The sequence below is a fragment of the Rhizobium sp. KNZ14-9A genome, assembly GCF_056755015.1.
Window position 1 is genome coordinate 743,948 of record NZ_JBPGXB010000004.1, and the last position, 19,381, is coordinate 763,328.

Here is a 19,381-nt window from a genome sequence, read left to right on the forward strand (position 1 = left end):
CTCTATCCCTTGATGGCGCCGGCAGTGATGCCCTGCACGAAAAATCTGCCGAGAACGAAGTAAATGACCAGCGGTGGCAACGCGGTGAGCAGAGCCGAGGCCATGTCGACCGCATAATTCTTGGCGCCGGTCGTCGTGACCGTGATGTTATTGAGCACGACCGTCATCGGCTGCGTGTCCTGCGCGCCGAAGGTCAGGCCGACCAGAAAGTCGTTCCATATGCCCGTGATCATCAGGATCAGCACGACGATCATGATATTGCCCGACATCGGCAGGACGATCTCGAAGAAGATCCGCCAGAAGGAGCCGGAATCGATCATCGCGGCGGCAATGATCTGCGGTGGCATGCCCTTGAAATAATTGCGGAAGATCAATGTGAGGAAAGGCATCGACAAGACGCTGTGAATGACCGCGATGCCGAATGTCGTGCCGTAAATATGCAGTGAGCCGGTGATCTTGATCAGCGGATACATGATGATCTGGAACGGTACGAAGGCGCAGATGAAAAGCACGAAAAGAAAGGCGTTTGCCCATTTGACGTTCCAGAGCGCCAGCCCGTAGCCGGTGACGATCGAGAACGAGATCGTCAGCACCAGACTGGGGGCAAGGATATAAAGCGAGTTGACGAAGCCGACGCGCACGCCGTTGCAGTTCATGCCGGAACAGGCCTGCATCCACGCATAGGACCAGGCATCGACCGTCCAGGGCGAGGGTAGCGAGAAAATCTGTCCCTCGCGGATCTGATCCATCGTCTTGAAGGATGTGACGACGACCACATAGAGTGGAACCGCGAAGAAGGCGGCTGCCATCAGCAGGAAGACGAAGATCACTACCCGGCTTGGCCGGATCAGCGGGCGCCGGCGCACTTTCGTCGCGCGGCCGGGTTGCGATGTAGCGGATATCGCCGTCATGCGTCCCTCCTTTGCCGGATTGCGGTGATGATGACGAGCGGCAGGAAGAGGACGAGTGTCGTCAAAAGCATGACGGTGGCACCCGCCGAGGCGAAGCCGAGATTTTGCTTCTGCCAATAAGCATCGATAACGAAATAGGCCGGCATGACCGATGCCCCGCCCGGTCCGCCATTGGTCATGGCGACGATGATGTCATAGGCCTTCACAACGCCGATGCAGAGGAGGATGATGCAGGTCAGGAAGGTGAGTTTCATCATGGGAATGATGACCTCGATGTATAGTCGCCAGAAGGGCACGCCATCGAGGCGCGCGGCCTGCCAGATCTCGGTATTGATCGACTTCAGGCCAGCCAACATGAGCGCCATGAAGAAGCCTGTCGATTGCCAGACCGCCGCCAGAATGACCCCGAACATGACGGTATCCTGGCTCGCAAGCCAATTGAAGGAGGCGCTCTCCCAGCCCATCGAGTGCAGAACATTTTCGACGCCAAGGCCCGGATTGAAGAGCCAGCGCCAGACGAGGCCGGTGACGATCAGCGAGACCGCAAGCGGATAGAGAAAAACCGTGCGGAAGATGCCTTCGCCATGCACCTCCTTGTCGATCAAGGCTGCGAGAATAAAGCCCATCACGATCGACAGCAGACTGCCGATGGCAAAGATGACGAGGTTCTGAAGCGACAGGGTCCAGGACGGATCGTGAAACAGCCGCCAATACTGCTTCCAGCCGACCAGTTCATAGTCGGGAAAGCGCCTGGATGCCGTGAAGGAGAGATAGACGGTCCAGCCTATCGCCCCAATGAAAAAGACAAGCGTCAACAGCGCAGCAGGCGCAACGGCCAGATGCGGAATGACGCGGCTCCATCGGATTCCCATGAGCCTCCTCCTCCTCCTCAGGTTGACAGCGCTCCGCTCCTCCGGATCGCTGCTATCCTGTTTCTATATGAACTATATGCAGTTCATAAACGGATCAACTATAGGAATCAAAAAATTGCGATGTCAAATAACAATTGGCTGCGCCCTTCGGTATTGTTCGCGCTGAAGTTGGAAAGGTGAGGGCTCTCGGACCACCGATCAATCGAAGAACATCTGGTGGTCTTCCGCGAGATACTGTCTTGCCCGTTCGGGCACGAGGTCGACGCCCATGCCCGGCCGTTCGATCACATCGACAAAGCCATCCTTGACGATCGCCTGCGGCAGCCCTTCGACGATGTCGTACCACCAGTCCGGATCGCCGGTCGTATATTCGAAGGCGATGAAGTTACGAGGGAGGGTGGCGCAGACCCGGATGAGCACCGACGCCAAGCAGCACCTGGAACGAATTCATCTTCGCGCTCTGATTTGCGACGCATTCCTCGGTCAAGACCCTGCCGATCGGGCTTGCCGAATTCTCGACCGAGTTCAACACCGATTGGGGAGCGGTTATGGCCGCCTCCATGGTGATGACGGTGCCGATCGCTCTCCTGTTCCTCTTCATCCAGAACCTTTTCGTCGGCGGGCTGACGGCAGGAGCGACCAAGGGCTAATTGGCCTTCTGCTCAGAGTGAGGATTGCGCGCGCTCGACAGGTTCGGCTTCAACCGAAAGCGCTTCGCCAATCGCATAGAAATGGCCACCCGCGACGTGGTGCAGGCTGCGCCATTCAGGGCCGGCCGTTTCAAAATGCCAGTGTCCATCGCGGAACACACGATCGTCTGCCCATGCCGCCGTTACTTCACCGATGAACAGGTCGTAGGCATGCTGGATATGAGGCTCATTGATCAGGTTGCAGGCGAGCCAGGCCGAGCAGCCTTCCACGAAGGGCAGGTCCTGTCCCGGCACGTCGAAAATAGAAACCCCCGACTTCTGCAGCTTGTCCGGCTCTTCAAACAGGCTGCGGTTCCCGACCTCGCGCGTCAGCGACAGCTGGGCAACCGTTGGCACCTGTATGAGGAAACGCCCGCTCGCCTCGATCAGCGTGCGTGTTTGGGCACTCTTGTCGATGACGACGGTGAGCTTCGGCGGATCGATGTCGAGCCCGCAGCACCATGCGGCAGCCATGACATTGTCGATGCCGTCGTGGCGCGCGGAAACCAGGATCGTTGGCCCGTGGTTGATCAGGCGAAAGGCCTTCTTGAGTTCAACAGCCTTCATATGCTCGTTCATTTGAAGCCCACAGTGGTGAAGTTGCAGTCCCGGGTATTTCTCCGCGCCTTAAGACGAAGTGAGGCGCTGCGAAAGTGCGTAATTTCCTGATAACACGTAGAAAATCTGATCGCAGTGCATCATTGTCGGTTTGCAAGGGTAGGGGATCAGGCTCCCTCGTGCAAATGTGCCATGAACACCTCGGCCGGGGGGTGCAGCGGAGGCATTTTCGCGGCCGGTCGTTGCGATATCGGACGAGTTGGATCGGGTCGCACCGTGACACTGTGTTAGAATGACAGCGCAGCGCTCACGAAGAATAAATCTCTCATGCTGGTATCTGCCGTGCTCTTGAAGATGTGCGAATAGCCGAGATCGGCATTGATCGTCCCGCCTGCCAGACGGCTTCCGACCGTCCAGCTGGCGATGTCGCCGCTTTCGATGCTGAAGCACTCCTGCCCGAAAACGTGGCCGTAATCGATCCCGGCATAGGGCCGCAATTCGCCCAGCCTGTTGACGAGAGGAGCACTGCTTGCCCATGGCTGCGTGCGCCAGACGATCTCGTTGCGCATGAAGACACCATTGTTGCCAAACAGCACGCTGTCGCGGGTACCGCGTATGTTGCTATAGCCGCCAAGAGAGATTTGCTCGGCCCCGAACAGATTGTCCGGTGAATATTGCCCGTTGATTACAGTGGCATACTGCAAGTTCTGGCCGGAGATTTCGAAGGGTGTCGTGACATTGAGTGTGGCGGAAAATTTTGAGAATTCCGGCTCGGCATCGGCGGCTGCCGGCTCGCCGCGCTTGACTGCGTCGAAGATATCGAGCCCCTGGCTATAGCCGAGATCGAACACCCAGACCCCACCGAGCATCCGGCGCGAATGGGAGATGCCGAGACTGCCGACGCTATATTGGCGGCTGCCGACCTCGATGCGGCTGCCCATCAGGAAATTATCGGTCTGTTTGTAGTTGAGAGCGGTATTCAGCGTCGTGATGGAGTCCTTATCGCGCAGCAACACCCGATCGAGGCTGAAACCGAACTGGCCTAAATCGCCCGAAGTTTCGATATCGGTGAAGTTGCCGGGAATCGTGCTGCTGTAGCGATACCAGGATCCGTTTAAGCTCAGTGTCCAATAGCCGTAAGGCACGCTGAATGAGCCGGAAATGCTATTGCTTCGGCCCACCCCGTCATTCGGCCAGGGATAGTCCGGTCCAGTGTGCTGATAGGAAAGCGAGAGAAGGTCGTTCAGGTCGAACAGATTGTCCATCCCAAATGACAGCGACGTTTGGGAATAGCCCGTCGAAGCCTGACCGAGATTGTTGTTTGCGGCCGAGAGATGCCATCGCTTATCCGGCTTGTTCTCGACGTTGAGGATTGACTCGCCCGGATGCGCACTCGGCAACATCGCAGTCTTTGCGTTGTTGGAGGAGAGCCGGTTGATCTGGTCAAGGCCTTGTTCGACGTCGCGAATATTGACCGGCCAGCCTCGCATTCCTGGAAAGGCCGTTGCCAGCACGCCGCCGGCGGTGACTGGCGTACCGTTCAGGTAGATATCCGAAAGCGATCCTTCCGCTGCGACGAGACGCAGTGTCTTCGTTGCAGCGATGTCCTGCTCCGGAACATAGAAGCGTGAGGTGATGTAGCCCTTGTCCACATAGAGAAAGGTCAGGCCCTTCAGCAGAGTGTTGATGTCGGCAAGGCCTATGCAGCTGTTTTTATAGCGTTCGAGAACTGGCGCGAGTGCTGTCTGCGGCAGCAGCGTAACGCCTTGCACCTCGACATGCGTAATGCCGAAGCACGGTCCCTCGCTCTTATCGATCTGCGGTGGCGCTTCTGCCCCGGAATCCTCAGGCGTGGCAGCCTGGAGGGCATTGAGCCGCTGCGCACGTTTCAGATCGGTCTGCCTGCGCATGAACTCGTCTGCAGGCGATCTCGGCGGTTCGGCCGATTGCGCAAAACTTTTGGCTGCCGCAAAGCTTGCTATGGCGAAAACCGCGAGCCAAGACATCAGGGAAATGCTTCGCATGAGGCGCTTCTATGTCCTGGACGGTTTTTGAAGTTCGGCAAGAGCCTTGGTCAGGCCCTTCAGGGAAAAGCGCAGATTAATGTTCTGCCCGTTCATCAGGCGCAGTCGCGCTTCACCGGAGCTTCCCTTTTGCAGAGCGTCGAGCATGTCCCTGCTCAGCGCCTGCTGTGCCCAGCAACCTGCCTGATTGCAATTGCGATAGGGGATGGTGACAACATCCCTGCCGTCTGCCGCAAGGCCGAGCCCCACGGGCAGAACCACGTTCAGCGGCACCAATGCGGTCAAAAGCAGACCGGTACCAGAGGACGTCTTTCCGGTGGAAGGGGCGGTTTTTGCGATCGCCAGTGTCAGGACATTGGCATCTTTCTCACCCTCCTTGACCCGGGCGATCTGCGCAACTTCGCACTGCCTCACGCTCTTGCCGTCGCCTGTATCGGCGTCAACGCAGCGATAGTACCAATCATCGAAACGTGTCGATTGGATAGGAGGCTCCGCAGCAATGGCACTCGGTCCCCGCATCACGATCGGTCCAGCAGACAAGAGCGCTGCAGTAGTACCCAGAACGACCATTCCTTTCGCGCAATAACGCAATCCCATGCCCCACCGTCTTATCTTCGCAAATGTCGCAAACGCTCGCCAGACGAGCAATTTCCGGCTCATGACAATCCTCGTAAAGATTGAATCTTTCGCCAAACTGAACGCTGTCTCAACAAAAGGTTGCCCGCCATTCCTATCGGCGGATTCCATAGTGGGCTTGGCATTGAATTCCGATTTATCATATTGATTTATATGAATCTTTTTGAGTATAGGCAACAAGCTCTGATCGGTATTGTCTGAAATCGTCGACATCGCATTAAGAAAATCATCATCTTAAGATTGAACCGATTTTCTGTACACGTTGACTTTCACCATTAGGTTGTCGCATTGGCTAATTTCCCGTTTGCTGCGTTGCAACCGGTTGGTCGATGACAGAGGTTGTGACAGCATGGGCAAGTCCGGGTTGCTTTTTTCCGTTTGGCGCGGAGTTCCCGTCGGATCCACAAAGCGCAAAGAGCGGCATGCTTCTTCCGGTCTGGCGCGCAGGGCACTTGCAACGTTTCTAAGTGGCCTTCTCCTGTTTCAACCGGCCTTGCTGCAAGCCCAGCAGGTGACGCCGGATGCGGGCGCACCGGCCGCAAACCGGCCCGACATCGGGGCGGCGCCAAACGGCATTCCATTGATCGATATCGTGACGCCGAACAGTGCCGGCCTTTCCCACAATAAATACGGCGACTTCAATGTCGGAACGCCTGGTCTGATTTTGAATAACTACAACGCCGAGATTGGCAATTCCAAGCTCGGCGGCGTCACGCCAGGCAACCCGAACCTGCACAACAGCGGCCCGGCCTCGGTCATCCTGAATGAAGTCACCAGCGGCAATCGAAGCGCGTTGGAAGGGCCGGTCGAAGTGTTCGGCGGGCGCGCCGATGTCGTTATCGCCAATCCGAATGGCATCACATGCTCAGGTTGCGGCTTCATCAACACGCCGCACGCAACCTTGACCACTGGCAAGCCGGACATTGACGCCAGTGGAAAACTGTCCGGCTTCACGGTTCAGGGCGGCGATGTGATCTTTGGAGCCAAAGGCGGCAATTTCGCAGGCGGTGACGGCGCGGTCGATCTCTTCGATGTCGTCTCCCGTAAAGTGAGCGTCGACGGCCCGGTGGCCGGCAAAGCCATGCGCTTCACCGTCGGACGCAACAGGTTCGACTACGCGACGGGCGAGGCGACCGCGCTTGACGGGGCGGCCGATGCCGGAGAATTCGCCATTGATGGTTCCGCGCTCGGTGCCATGCAGGCTGACAGCATCAAGATCGTCGTGACCGACAAGGGGGCGGGGGTGCGCATGCGCGCCGACATGGCCGCCAATGCTGGTGATCTCACGCTGTCGGCAGATGGCAAGATTTCGCTCGGCAACGCATCGGGCCGTGACGGTGTGAAAATCCGTTCGAACCGGCAGGTGGAGGCCAAGAAGCTCACGTCCAAGAAAAGCGTCGTCGTTGATGCTGCTGCCGGCATGACGCTTGAGACTGTCGCCGCTGATGAGGATGTCGCTCTTGCCAATGGCACCGGGCTTCTAACGATCGACAGCGAAGTTGCGGCGCTTGGAAATCTGACGTTGAATTCGTCAGGGGCGATCGCGGCCGGCAATATTTCGGCGGGCAAGGACGCCGATATCAAGTCAGGACAGGGCATCGTCGCGGACCAGATCATCGCCGATGGTGCCATAAAACTAGCTTCGACATCCGGCGATATCGCAATCTTCGGACTGGGCAAGGCCGGCGGCGGCGATCTGACGGTGAATGCAGCTTCGGGGACAATCAGCGCCGGCTCGCTGATCAGCTTCAACAATACGATGCTATCCGCCGGAGCGGACATTGCCATTGCCGGTGACCTGCTGTCAGGCGGGAAGCTTACCGCACAAGCGAGCGCGCTGGCGCTTGGCAAGGTTGTATCAGGGGTGGATTTCGAGGCGAGCAGCGCGGCGGCGGGCGGCCCGCTCGTGATGAAGGGGGGCGTAGGGAGCGCCAAGCTCGAGGCAACAGGCGGATCGGTCAGCGCAGATCAGATCGTCAGCGACGGCGATCTGACGGTTCACGCGCAAAAGAATATTTCCTACGACAGCCTGCAGAGCTTCGCCAAGGCCGAGCTCGGGGCCGATCAGGGCACCATCAGCCTCGATCACAAGACCGTCGCCAAGGGCGATATCACGCTTTCGCTTCAAAGCCTGGATCTCAGCGGCAACCGCGGCAAGATCGCCACATCCGGTACGCTGATCGTCAATGCCGATAGTGCCAATCTCTCCTCGAGTACCCTGACTTTCGGCGGCGTGGCGCTCAATCTGTCCGGCTCGGCCAACATGGCAGGCACCACTCTGCGTGCGCTTTCCTCGGACGGAGGCACCGGCAATATCGCGGTCAAGGCGCAGACCGTTTCAACGACCGCTTCCACATCGCTTCTGGCTGCCACCGATATGACGCTGACATTGGCATCACTCGCCAATGCCGGACAAATGGCAGCCGGGCGCGATCTTACGCTGACCACCAACGGCAATTTCTCCAACACGGCAACCGGTCTCATCTATGCCGGCCAGGATGGCCGCTTGTATGTGCGGGGCGACCTCGTCAATGATCAGGGAGCGATCGTTGTCGGCCGGGATCTGACGATTGCGGCCGATGCCGCCGGCGGTCGCAACCATTCGATCACCAATATCTCGGGCCTTATCCAGGCCGGCAATGACGTCTCGCTCGTCACCGATAATCTCACCAACAAGCGGCTCAATCTACCGGGCCTGAAATCCGTCCGGATCAACTCGGACACGCTGGCGGCATTCCGCCTGAACCAGGCTGTTGCCGGCCAGCCGTTCATGCAGCTCTATCAGGGCTCGAACGATGACAGTCCGAGTGATTATCTCTTTCCGGATCTGCCGCGCCAGCAATGGGAGGCCTATCAGGACAAGCTCTGGTCGGAAGCGCGCCTCGCCGACGGCACATCCTTCCGTGCATGGACCTGGATAACGGAAGTCGGCCCCAGCAGTTCGGATTCGATCCGTGACTGGATCCAGACCCGTGTGCCGCGCGATGCAAACGGCAATATCACGCTCGATCCGAACAACCCGTCGAAATATTTCATCGTCTCCAAGCAGGGGAAACCTAGGGATACGAGCACGATCTATACCTGGGACGACAATGCCCGCATCGGGCAAAGCGTCTATGAGGATGTTTTTGATGGTACGCTCTCTTCCGAGGCGCTCATTCGCTCCGGCAGAAACCTGCTGATCGATTCCACAGTTCTCACTAACGCGAGCAGCTCGATCGAAGCTGAGGGCAATGCCGTTCTTCGCGGCGGCACGCTGAATAACCAGGGCGTGATGGGAACCCGCAAAACCCTCGTCGAATGTTATGCGCAAGGGGCGTGCGAGGCCTATGACGCGAGCGGCAATCGCAATCCCTCCAGGGACATGGCGGCAGGAACCTCGGTGCTGACAAAGACCGAGGCGGTCGGGCTGGCATCGGCCAATATCAAGGCCGCAGGTGCGCTCGATGTCAGCTTTGGCACTCTCAACAACAGCGTCGGGAGCGGCACGATTGCAGGACACACAGGTCTTGCGGCCGGCTCGAACGCCGCCAATCCCACAGCCGCGTTGAACGGCCTGACGGCGGGCGGAGCGCTCTTCGCACCGAACGCCGCCCTTGGCGCAAGCGCGTCCAAGCCGAATTCAGGCGGCTTTGGCGGAACAATCCCTGGCCAGGTCTTCCTCTATGAAACACGTGCCGATTTCCTCGATGTCGGCAAGTTCTACGGCTCTGGCTACTTCATCGACCGCATCGGCTATGCGCCGGATCGCGAGGTACCGTTCCTTGGCGATGCCTATTTCGAGAACCAGCTTGTCGATCAGCAGCTTCGCCAGCTTGTAGGGGAGGGCCTCGGAAAAAGCTCGTTCGTTCCCGGCAGCGACGCGATCGAGCAGATGAAGAGCCTGCTCGACAATGGCCTGGAGTTCGCAAAGGCGCATAATCTCGCAATCGGTGAGGAGATATCGCCGGAGCTCGCGGCAAACCTGACCGAAACGATGGTCTGGTACGAAAAGAAGACCGTGCAAGGGGTCGAGGTACTCGTCCCAACCGTCTACGTCGCCAATACCGACAAGGCTAGCCTGACGGTTGCCGGCGCCCTGATTTCCGGCAGTTCGGTGTCGATCAATGCGGGTACGGTTGCCAATTCCGGCGCTCTCGTCGCCAAGAACGACCTTGGCGTGACTGCGACCGATATCTCGGCCAACGGCGGCAGCTTCAAGGCGGGCAATGATCTGTCGTTGAAGGCGTCGCAAAACCTCACCCTGACGGCGCAGACGTCGACGGTTGGCGGCCAGAACGTCGTCAATCCGAATGCGATGGTCGAGACAGGCGGCGATGCAAAGCTTGCGGCCGGCGAAACCCTCAAACTGCAGGGCGCCGGTATCGAGGCCGGCGGAAAGGCCGAACTCTCCGGCCGCGACGTCACGCTCGAGGCGCAAAAGGTCGACAATAATGGCTCGCAGAATGCGACTGGAACCCGCATCAATGCGGATGGCGACATCTCCATCACGGCGCAAAACGATGTGAACGTGATCGGCAGTTCGGCCAAGGCGGGCGGCGCGCTCGGCGTCACCGCCGAGAAGGGCTCCGTCAACATTGTCACGACCGATGTGACGCGGCAGACCGACGACGGCTATACGAAGACCAAGTCAACCACGCAGCAGGAATCCCAGCTCGTCGCCGGCGGCAATGCCACGATCAAGGCGGACAAGGATATCCTGCTTTCAGGCTCGTCCATAAAGACGGACGGCAATACCGCGATCGAGGCCAGCCACGACATCAATATCGCCGCCGCGCAGAACACTACCTCGCTCGCCTACGGGAAGAACTCCGGCGAACTCACCACGCACCTCGGCTCGCAAATCACCTCGAAGGGCGACGTCTCGGTCTCGGCCGGCGCCAATGGCGAAGGCAATCTCGCCATCATCGGCAGCGGCATCGAGGCGGATAAATCCGTCGATCTCAAAGCCGCCGGCAACGTGACGATCGCCGAGGCGCGCGACAGCGAAGCCTACGAGTTCCACAACAAGTCCGGAGGAAACGCGACAACCGACGCCACGCTTAACCGCGAACTGGTCGCCGGCTCGTCGATCAGCGGCAAGACCGGCATTTCCATCTCGTCCGGCAAGGATACGGTCATTTCTGCCTCTGGGCTTCAGGCCGGCGACGAGGATCACAAGGCCGACCTCGACATCCATTCCGGCGGCAATCTCATCGTCTCCTCGGGCAAGGATGTCGTCGATGAAACGATCAACTCCAAGGGCAAGGGGTTCCTGTCTTCGCGCAGCTGGAGTTACGACGCCTATGACGAGGCGACAGTCGGTTCGCAACTCGGCGCCTCCGGCAATATCACGCTCGACGCAGGCAGGGATGTTGTCATAGCGGGTTCCAATGTCACGGCTGACGATAGCATCGCCATTGCTGGTGACAGCGTTTCGATCATCGGCGCGCAGGAAGCCCATGAACTGCAGACCTCCCAGAAGACATCCGGTCTCGGTGCCGGTTCCGGCGGCGGCTTCCTGTCGATCTGGGGCAGCGAGCAGAAGTCCGTCAAGCAGGCCTCCACGTTCAACATCGGCTCACAGCTCTCGGCCGGAACCGATGTGACGCTGACGGCGCGCGACACGGACCTCAACATCATCGGTTCTTCGGTCGCCGCCGATAGCGACATCAACCTGTCGGCGACCCGCGACGTGAACATCACGCCCGGTGCCGAGAGCTTCGCTCGGTCGGAAGAGGAGAAGAAGTCCGGCTTCGGCATCTCCTTCTCCGGCGGCAATGGCGGCTTCTCGATCGGTATCGGTGCGCAGAAGAGCACCGACAAGACGGCGCAGGGATCCAATACGAACGCCACCTCGGTCCTGACGGCCGGTCGCGACCTCAACATCTCCGCCGGCAACAACGTCAATCTGCAGGCGGTTCAGGCCTCGGCCGAGCGTGACGTCAATCTCCTCGCCGGCAAGGATATCAATCTTCTGTCGGCGCAGGATCAGACCAATTACCAGGAGATGCACGAGAAGACTTTCGCCGGCGTGACGCTTTCCGTCTCCAGCCAGTTGGGAAGTGCTGCCCAGAGCATCATGAACTCGGCCGAGCGCCTGTCAGATTCCGGCGGCGTCAACGCGCTGACGAATACGGCTATTGTCGGCCTCGGTTTCTATGAGGGCATTAAAAACCTGAGGGGCGTCTATGACGGTTTGACCAGCAAGGATCCCAAGATTGGAACCGGGCTCTCCTTCGAGATCGGCATCAACGCCGGCATCAGTCATCAGGAAAGCAGCTCTTCGACTTCCTCCTCGACGCCCGTCGTCAGCGGCATCCTCGCCGGCCGCTCCATCACCATGGAGGCTGAGAAAGGTTCCATCACCAGCGATGGCGCGCAGATCGCGGCTGGCTACGACAAATACGGTCTGCCAAAGTTCTCTGATGATCCGCTGGCCGGCGACATTTTCCTGTCGGCCAAGAATGGCGACATCAATCTCAATGCCGCCGTCGGCACCTCGGATTCGACCGATTCGAACAGCTCCTGGAATGCCGGCATTGGCGTCAAACTCGGCTGCACGACGAAGAACGGCTGTGGTGATGCCAGCTTCGGCGTCAGTGGCTCTTATGGCAAGGGCGGCTCTGACACGACCGCGGTTACCCACACCAACACGCATCTCAATGGCACCGGCGATGTCAATATCGTCACCAATGACCTGGCATTGAAGGGCGCGACCGTTGCCGGCAACTCGGTCACCGTCGACGCGCGCTCGCTGACGATCGAGAGCCAGGTGGACACCGCCAAGGCCAGTGCCGATCAACTCAATCTCTCGGGCCAGATCGGCTTTGGCGCATCGGGATTATCCGGCGTGACGCAAAAGGCCAGCGGGAATGCTGCTGTCGTCTCGGAGCAATCCGGCATCCATGCCGGCACCGGCGGTCTCGATATCGATGTCAGCGGCCAGACCTCGCTGGTGGGCGGCCTGATCACGAGCGAGGCGCCCTCCTACCGCAACACAATCGATACCGGCACTTTGACCGTCACGGATATCGATACGCATTCCAAGTGGAAAGCCGAGACCTATGGCGGCTCGATTGGCGTCGGCGGATTGTCCATCGCACCGCCGGTCAAGGCCGGCGAGAGCGAAACGGGCAAGGCCTACTCGGCTATCGGCGCAAACATCGGCATCACGATCACCGATCCAGCCCATCAGATTCAGGACATCGGCACGATCCGCCGCGACACCGATAACACCAACACTTCGCTACCCGGTCTGCCGGACCTAGAGCACATTCTGCGCGACCAATACAAGACCCAGGCCGATCTGCAGGAAGCTCAGAAGACCATGGCCACTTTGGTTGGAGATATTGCAACTGATCTATATGCAAAGGCCACAACCCAAGCAGAACGAGATCTCTGGAAAGAGGGTGGTGAAGGGCGCGCACTCCTGCATGCTATTGGTGCTGGTATCCTCGGGCGCGTCAACGGTTGGGAGGGAGCGATCAAAGCCGCTCTCGGCGGCGCCGTGACAACCTTAATGGCTCCGGCCATAGAAAAGCTCGTCAAGGGGATGCTCAAAGGCACCAAATACGAAGGAACGCCAGAAGGTGAAGCGCTCGCCAAGCTGATCGGCGCAACCATTGCGGCTGGTGTTGGCGGAGCTGTGGGTGGCGTCGAGGGCGCCGGATATGGTGCCGCGAACTACCAAAACAATTATCTCAAACATGAAGAGCTGCAGGAACTCTATGAAAAATTCGTCGCCTGCGAGAAAGCGGCCAATCCGGTGGCTTGTCGTCAGAGTGCCTGGAACACTGCAATCCTCCAATCGCGTACTAACCTCACTGAACTTAAATTGTGTGGTAGCAATTTAAGTTGCGTTAGTGAGCATTTGAAGGAGATTAAGGACGGTGACCAGATGCGTCTTCTCATCGGGAACACCGACTGGACGCTGGATCCGAACGCCTCGCCTATGGCGATTGCAAATACGCTCTATGGATGGCAAAGCGATGTAGAAGGTGAGACTTGGCAATATCTTGCTCAAGTGACGGCAGGCACACAACTCTTTGGTGAGTTCGAAGGCTTACTTGCCCGCTCCATTACGACGACATTGGGTGCCTGTGATTTCCTATGTATGGATGATATCCGTACAGCCGAGGGTTTGGCGGGAGTCAGGCCTAAAATACAGGGAGATTTTGATCCTTCAGATCCAACTCTAAGCATTAAGGGGGATCAACTCCTTGAAACAGCACCTGTTACGGCTAATGGCAGCACGGTTCGCAAGCGAGCGGCCAGTTATGAAGAAAATGTGCGGGAAGGATATGACAACTCTACACTTGAGGAGCGTCAATACCAGACCGTGGTTGACGGAAAGGTAGTGAACGGGGTTGCAGACGACGTCACACGAATAAATGGAAAATTGACCGCAGTCGAAGCGAAATATGTCGACAGTTGGACGAAATCGATCCGAAATCCATTCGGCAGCATCGGGTCCTGGCCTTGGTCAAAGACCGAGCAAGCGAAAGTGCTAGCACAGGCAAAGAAATATTCGCAAGCTTTTGCGGGCGGTGTAATTTACCACACGAACAGCGTAGAGTTTGCAAACTATTATTCGAAGGTGTTCCTCGCAAACGGAATAACAAACGTAAAATTCTTACTTACTCCCGTCAAATAAAGGAGGGGATATGACTAGCGAACTCGATAGGCTGGAAAGAATATTTGGTGGCAAGTTTGAGCGGCGTAACGCGCGGGTAATTCCCGGTACGCAAGGGGTCGATGGGGTCGAATTTGTATATTTCTCAGATGATGGAAAAAACGAATTTCGTAGGCAGTTCAACAACCTCACACGAAACGTTGAACCTAGGGCGGCGACACGAGGAGGACTGAATGAAAGCGGATGCAGAATTACACCACCGGATGGCCCCTTATTCCATGCAATTGAATATCATGGTGACGTCGAAGGTTGGAGGAAAGATGTTAATACCGGTGCAAAGAGCCTTGGTCTGCTCCTAGCCCGAATTGAAGATGGAAGCTTCATAATTTCCGACGGACGAAGTTTTCCACTGTCTGAGTGCCAAGTCGATTTTAACTAGGTCCTATTGACAAAGTATGGCAGCCATATCTTGGCTGCGGCCAGTGCGAAGAATGCCAAGAAGGATTGTCGTGTCTTGTGGTATCGGGTCGCGACGCGACGGAACTGTTTGGTAAGCGACAAGCCGGGGCCGTTCAGGCGGCGTAGTTCCATGGCATGAGCGCGTCGATTTCACTGCTGGGCCATCCATTCGCAAGGCGCTCAGATGATGTCCCTAGAGGTGGTGTAGGTCGATAGCGGTGGTCATCGGCTTTTTCCGGTAGGGTTGGGTTGTTCAAGCACAACCTTTTGGAAAGACCACCGATGACCAATGACATGATGGACCTGCGCTCTCTTGTTGAGAAGAGTGCTGATGCGGATTTGCTGCGCGAGATGATTGGCTTTGCGGCCGAGAAGCTGATGGAGCTGGAGGTCGGTGCCAAGACCGGTGCGGCCTACGGCGAGAAGAACGACTTTCGGCTTGCTCAGCGTAACGGCTATCGCGATCGCGACTGGGAGACCCGCGCTGGAACTGTCGAACTTCGTATTCCGAAGCTACGCACGGGCAGCTATTTCCCAAGCTTTCTGGAGCCGCGTCGCATGGCTGAGAAGGCACTGACCGCGGTGATCCAGGAGGCCTATATCCAGGGCGTTTCGACCCGCTCGGTGGACGACCTGGTCAAGGCGATGGGCATGAGTGGCATCTCCAAAAGCCAGGTTTCCAGGCTTTGCGAAGAGATCGACGACAAGGTGAAGGCCTTTCTCTCCCGCCCCATCGAAGGTGACTGGCCATATCTTTGGATCGATGCCACCTACCTCAAGGTCCGGCGTGGCGGACGCATCGTCTCCGTCGCGGTGATCATCGCGATCGGCGTCAACACGGATGGTCGACGCGAAGTGCTCGGCATGGAAATCGGCACCTCTGAGGCTGAGCCGATCTGGACGGAGTTCCTGCGTAAGCTCACACGGCGCGGTTTGCGTGGCGTCAAACTCGCCGTGTCCGATGCCCACGAAGGCATCAAAGCCGCCGTTTCCAAGGTCCTTTCCGCTACCTGGCAAAGATGCAGGGTGGGGCTGTTGAAGAACCAATCGTCGGCGGAGCTACGCGGAAGTCACCGACAAGGCGATTCCAAAAACTTTCCTTTGCCTGGAGGGATGTCGGGCTGAGCTGGTAGCTTCTTGGCTGTACACGAACAGCAAAATTGACAGAAAAGCACTTGCCAGTCGCTTCAAGTTGACTGCCGCGGCCGTCAGATAGGCTTGGATTTTCATATTTATGAGGCCGCGCCGGATCGCTCTTGATAGCCCGTGCCAAGTCTTCGCTTCGCCGTGATATCCCTCTGAGCGCCAGCGGTGACGCTGGTACAAAGCTCGGTCCTCGTCCGACCATCGTTCTCTTCGGCGACGAGCTCGCAGGAGTGCCGGATAGTCATCGCCGAGCACTACCGCCTTGTTCACACGGCCATTGGAAAGGCAAAGTCGCGCCAGATCGCAGTGCCGACAGTCTGCCGCACGAGATGTAAAGAAGCGCCCATGTTTAACGGCACGGCCCGCCTTCAGCATCTTGCCACGTGGACATTTAAGGGTGTCGTGCTTGGCGTCATAACGAAAGCGGCGCATAGGCACAGGGCTACGGATTGGCTCTGCCTTTGCCGGAATAACCGCTTCGATCGCGCGTTGCTCCATTCCTGCGAACACCTTAGCATACGCATAGCCGGCGTCGGCCGTTGCCGTTTTGATTATCGTGCCGGTCATCGCGGCGACCGCGTCGAGACGACTGAGTATAACTTGCCCCTCATTAATCTCGCCTGTGGTGACCTCCACATCTAAAATTACGCCGCAAGCATCATCCACCACGGCATGTTGCTTGTAGGCCGGCTCCAGTCTCCGATTACGCCCGTTGGTCGCCATGGACGCGTCAGGGTCGGTGACGCAGACTTTCTTGTATTTGCCTGTTTTGCGGCTTTTTCGTTCGCTCTCAGCGGCTTCGTTGGCGTCGGTGACCGCATCTATATGGCGGACCGCAAGACTTTCCCAACTGACGTCGGCCCGAATGAGTGAGGCGTCGACATGAACGACCTCACCCTTGGCGACTTTGGCCGCTACGCAGACCTTTACCGTCCGCTCAAAGATAGTTCGGAAACGTTCTGCACCCCAGCGCTGACGGATACGGGTCAACGACGAATGGTCCGGGAGAGCTTCGTGCAGACCGAAGCCGATAAACCAGCGAATAGCGATGTTTACCTGAGCCTCCCGCATCAGCCGACGGTCATGGACAATTCCGAGAAGAAAGCCTGCAAGCATCAGCCGGACTGCTACTTCCGGGTCGATGCCGGGTCGGCCGAAGCCCGCCGCATAAAGCTCAGCCACCTCCTCGTGTAGCCAGGAGAGGTCGAGAACTCGATCGACCTTCACCAATACGTGATCGTCAGGGACCAAATCCCGAAGCGAGCCGCACATGTACAGTTCAAGCTGATCGCGTTCCTTACGGCCGAGCATCGTGGAGGCTCCAGAGAATCAACGACTGCTCAATTGAATCAGATACATAGCACTTCTTCAACAGCCCCAGGGTTCACTTCATGCGCAATGCGCTGGCGCATGCCGGCAAGAGCGGGCGACGCGTGGTCTCAGCCTTCATTGCAATGGCTTTTGCCCAGGACACGCCGGAAGCTGCCAGCCAACAGTGGCGCAACGTCGCCGATCAGATCAGGCCGAAAGTGCCGAAACTCGCCGGCCTCATGGATAGCGCCGAGGAAGATGTCCTCGCCTATATGACCTTTCCCAAGCAGCACTGGACCAAGCTTCACAGCACGAACCCCATTGAGCGATTGAACGGCGAGATCAAGCGAAGGACAGAGGTCGTCGGCATCTTTCCCAACGACGATGCCATCGTCAGACTCGTCGGCGCTTTGCTGCTAGAGCAAAATGACGAGTGGGCTGTTCAGCGCTCGCGATACATGACACTGGAAACCATCGCTACAATGAGCGATGATCCGCTGATCAACTTGCCCGCTGCAGGTTGACCCGTTCCCGGCCCTGCCCGGAAAGCTCGACGATCGAACGAGCTACACCACTCCCTGGGACATCATCGGCGCTCAAGCGTCTGGGTCAACCAAGCTTGCGGATCGACTGCATTCATCTTTGCCGTTTGCAGGAGCGTCGCGATGGTCGCCCAAGTCCGGCCGCCACCGTCGCTTCCAGCGAATAGACTATTTTTTCTCGTGATCGCTTGGGGTCTGATTGCTCGCTCGACTATGTTGGAGTTGAGTTCGATGCGGCCGTCGGTCAGGAAGCGCTCGAAGATGTCTCGACGCGAGATGGCATACCGCAGAGCTTCGGCGAGTTTGGATTTTCCAGAGACCCGTGGCAGGGTCGCCTGCCAGAGAGTGAAGAGGTCACGGACGATCGCTGCGGAGATCTCCTGGCGTGCAGCGACACGAGCTTCAGGGCTTTGGCCGCGCACACGCTCCTCGATCTCCCATAACCTCGCCATACGCTCGACGGTGTCTGTAGCGACCTTCGAGCTCTTTGCGACATGCAACTCGTAGAACTTTCTCCGGCTGTGCGACCAACAGCCGGCCAGGATGGCGCTGTCATTGCCTCCATCTTTCCGGACGAGCTTGTTATAAGCGGCATATCCGTCGACCTGCAGGATTCCACGATAGCCGCTCAGGTGTCGTGCGACACACTCGGTGGCTCGACTGTCCTCGAAGCGATAGGCTACCATCGGTGGACCGCTGCCCCCAAAAGTCCGGTCATCCCTGGCATACGCCCATAGCCATGCCGTCTTCGCTGATCCGGAACCAGGTGCAAGTGTGGGCAAGGTCGTTTCGTCGGCAAAGATCCGTTCGGCCTTCTTGATCTCATCGAGGATGTAGTCGGCGAGGATATTGAGCTCGAACCCCAGCTTGCCCATCCATTGAGCCATCAGCTTGCGGTCGAGTTCGACCTTGTCGCGTGCGTAGATGGCTTCCTGGCGATAGAGTGGCAGCCCGTCGGCATATTTGGAAACGGCGATCTGGGCCAGAAGTGCTTCCGTCGGAATGCCACCTTCGATGATATGTGCCGGAGCCGCCGCCTGGACGACACCATCCTCGTTCCTAAAGGCATACTTCGGCCGGCGGGTGACGATGACACGGAACTTCGCTGCCACGACATCCAGCCGCTCGGAGACGTCTTCTCCAATCAGGATTTTGGTCTTACCTGCATGTTCTGGAAGCTCTTCCGGTTCGATCACGACCTCGACGCGCTCAAGATGAGGCGCAAAGCCCTTGCGTGGCCGCGGAGCGCGTTTGCTGTCCGCGCTACCGCGGCCTTTCGTGACCTGAGCCTTGATCGTCGCAATGCCGGTCTCGATCTCTTCGAAGACAAAGGCATGCTGCTCGTCATCGACGGTGGATGATGCAAGCCTTTCCGAGCGTCGGCCAAATCGGGCGCGATCGAAAGCCTTCAGGATCTGCGTCAGCCGCTCGATGCGCTCATCGGCGTCCGCGTTGCGGGCCTCTAGATCGTCAACCTGCTTCTCCAAAGCCTCGACGCGGGCTGCTTTTGCGGCCATAGCAAGAACCATGGCTTTGAGAGCCTCTACATCATCCGGGAGCTCAATCTCGGGCCGCGTCATGGGTATGATCAGAGCATATTTTGCCGCGCTCCGCCCATG

At 58.1% G+C, this 19,381-nt stretch carries 10 protein-coding genes and 3 pseudogenes; 4 read left to right on the forward strand and 9 right to left on the reverse strand.

Annotated features, from left to right (window positions below; genetic code table 11):
• Positions 1-2 precede the first annotated feature (2 nt).
• From ACR9ZQ_RS33740 to ACR9ZQ_RS33765, 6 genes are all read right to left on the reverse strand, one after another.
• Complete coding sequence (locus ACR9ZQ_RS33740) at positions 3-911, reverse strand: carbohydrate ABC transporter permease (RefSeq protein ID WP_481429883.1); 909 nt, start codon at positions 909-911, stop codon at positions 3-5.
• The gene (locus ACR9ZQ_RS33745) at positions 908-1,783 is read right to left on the reverse strand and encodes a carbohydrate ABC transporter permease (protein ID WP_439018002.1); all 876 of its coding nucleotides are present in this window, start codon (positions 1,781-1,783) and stop codon (positions 908-910) included. Before ACR9ZQ_RS33745 ends, ACR9ZQ_RS33740 begins: the two co-directional genes overlap by 4 nt.
• 198 nt (positions 1,784-1,981) lie before the next feature.
• Positions 1,982-2,212 carry a hypothetical protein gene (locus ACR9ZQ_RS33750; protein ID WP_481429884.1) on the reverse strand — a complete coding sequence of 77 codons (231 nt, stop codon included), beginning with the start codon at positions 2,210-2,212 and terminating at the stop codon, positions 1,982-1,984.
• 233 nt (positions 2,213-2,445) lie between these two features.
• Complete coding sequence (locus ACR9ZQ_RS33755; RefSeq protein ID WP_481429885.1) at positions 2,446-3,039, reverse strand: flavin reductase family protein; 594 nt, start codon at positions 3,037-3,039, stop codon at positions 2,446-2,448.
• A gap of 278 nt (positions 3,040-3,317) precedes the next feature.
• Positions 3,318-5,054, reverse strand: coding sequence for a ShlB/FhaC/HecB family hemolysin secretion/activation protein (locus ACR9ZQ_RS33760; protein WP_481429886.1), 1,737 nt, complete (start codon positions 5,052-5,054; stop codon positions 3,318-3,320).
• 9 nt (positions 5,055-5,063) lie between these two features.
• Positions 5,064-5,903: an invasion associated locus B family protein gene (locus tag ACR9ZQ_RS33765; protein WP_481429887.1), complete on the reverse strand. Its 840-nt coding sequence runs from the start codon at positions 5,901-5,903 to the stop codon at positions 5,064-5,066.
• A gap of 136 nt (positions 5,904-6,039) precedes the next feature.
• Here ACR9ZQ_RS33765 and ACR9ZQ_RS33770 point away from each other — a divergent pair, with 136 nt between their 5' ends.
• A complete protein-coding gene (locus tag ACR9ZQ_RS33770) occupies positions 6,040-14,325 on the forward strand; it encodes a hemagglutinin repeat-containing protein (protein WP_481429888.1) in 8,286 nt (2,761 codons plus the stop codon).
• 10 nt (positions 14,326-14,335) lie between these two features.
• Positions 14,336-14,743 (forward strand): hypothetical protein, encoded by a 408-nt coding sequence (locus ACR9ZQ_RS33775; protein WP_481429889.1) that lies wholly within the window; start codon positions 14,336-14,338, stop codon positions 14,741-14,743.
• Here the strand turns inward: ACR9ZQ_RS33775 and ACR9ZQ_RS33780 are convergent.
• Positions 14,740-14,853 (reverse strand): annotated as a pseudogene (locus tag ACR9ZQ_RS33780) (IS5 family transposase); the annotation flags it as partial. The gene ACR9ZQ_RS33775 and the pseudogene ACR9ZQ_RS33780 sit on opposite strands and share 4 nt — an antisense overlap.
• A gap of 192 nt (positions 14,854-15,045) precedes the next feature.
• Here ACR9ZQ_RS33780 and ACR9ZQ_RS33785 point away from each other — a divergent pair.
• Positions 15,046-15,807 (forward strand): annotated as a pseudogene (locus ACR9ZQ_RS33785) (IS256 family transposase); the annotation flags it as partial.
• Positions 15,808-15,822: 15 nt separating this feature from the next.
• Here the strand turns inward: ACR9ZQ_RS33785 and ACR9ZQ_RS33790 are convergent.
• Positions 15,823-17,220, reverse strand: coding sequence for a transposase (locus ACR9ZQ_RS33790; RefSeq protein WP_481427946.1), 1,398 nt, complete (start codon positions 17,218-17,220; stop codon positions 15,823-15,825).
• A gap of 68 nt (positions 17,221-17,288) precedes the next feature.
• On the opposite strand from ACR9ZQ_RS33790, the pseudogene ACR9ZQ_RS33795 reads away from it, so the two are divergent.
• Positions 17,289-17,744 (forward strand): annotated as a pseudogene (locus ACR9ZQ_RS33795) (transposase); the annotation flags it as partial.
• 62 nt (positions 17,745-17,806) lie between these two features.
• On the opposite strand, the gene ACR9ZQ_RS33800 reads toward ACR9ZQ_RS33795, so the two are convergent.
• Positions 17,807-19,342, reverse strand: a complete 1,536-nt coding sequence (locus ACR9ZQ_RS33800) for an IS66-like element ISRle3 family transposase (RefSeq protein ID WP_481429890.1) — start codon at positions 19,340-19,342, stop codon at positions 17,807-17,809.
• Between the last annotated feature and the right edge of the window lie 39 nt (positions 19,343-19,381).

What these genes read in the sequence shown, in the direction of transcription:
- ACR9ZQ_RS33740 (WP_481429883.1), bottom strand. Translation starts at nt 911, where the DNA reads ATGACGGCGATATCCGCTACATCGCAACCCGGCCGCGCGACGAAAGTG.
- ACR9ZQ_RS33745 (WP_439018002.1), bottom strand. Translation starts at nt 1,783, where the DNA reads ATGGGAATCCGATGGAGCCGCGTCATTCCGCATCTGGCCGTTGCGCCT.
- ACR9ZQ_RS33755 (WP_481429885.1), bottom strand. Translation starts at nt 3,039, where the DNA reads ATGAAGGCTGTTGAACTCAAGAAGGCCTTTCGCCTGATCAACCACGGG.
- ACR9ZQ_RS33760 (WP_481429886.1), bottom strand. Translation starts at nt 5,054, where the DNA reads ATGCGAAGCATTTCCCTGATGTCTTGGCTCGCGGTTTTCGCCATAGCA.
- ACR9ZQ_RS33765 (WP_481429887.1), bottom strand. Translation starts at nt 5,903, where the DNA reads ATGTCGACGATTTCAGACAATACCGATCAGAGCTTGTTGCCTATACTC.
- ACR9ZQ_RS33770 (WP_481429888.1), top strand. Translation starts at nt 6,040, where the DNA reads ATGGGCAAGTCCGGGTTGCTTTTTTCCGTTTGGCGCGGAGTTCCCGTC.
- ACR9ZQ_RS33775 (WP_481429889.1), top strand. Translation starts at nt 14,336, where the DNA reads ATGACTAGCGAACTCGATAGGCTGGAAAGAATATTTGGTGGCAAGTTT.
- ACR9ZQ_RS33790 (WP_481427946.1), bottom strand. Translation starts at nt 17,220, where the DNA reads ATGCTCGGCCGTAAGGAACGCGATCAGCTTGAACTGTACATGTGCGGC.
- ACR9ZQ_RS33800 (WP_481429890.1), bottom strand. Translation starts at nt 19,342, where the DNA reads ATGACGCGGCCCGAGATTGAGCTCCCGGATGATGTAGAGGCTCTCAAA.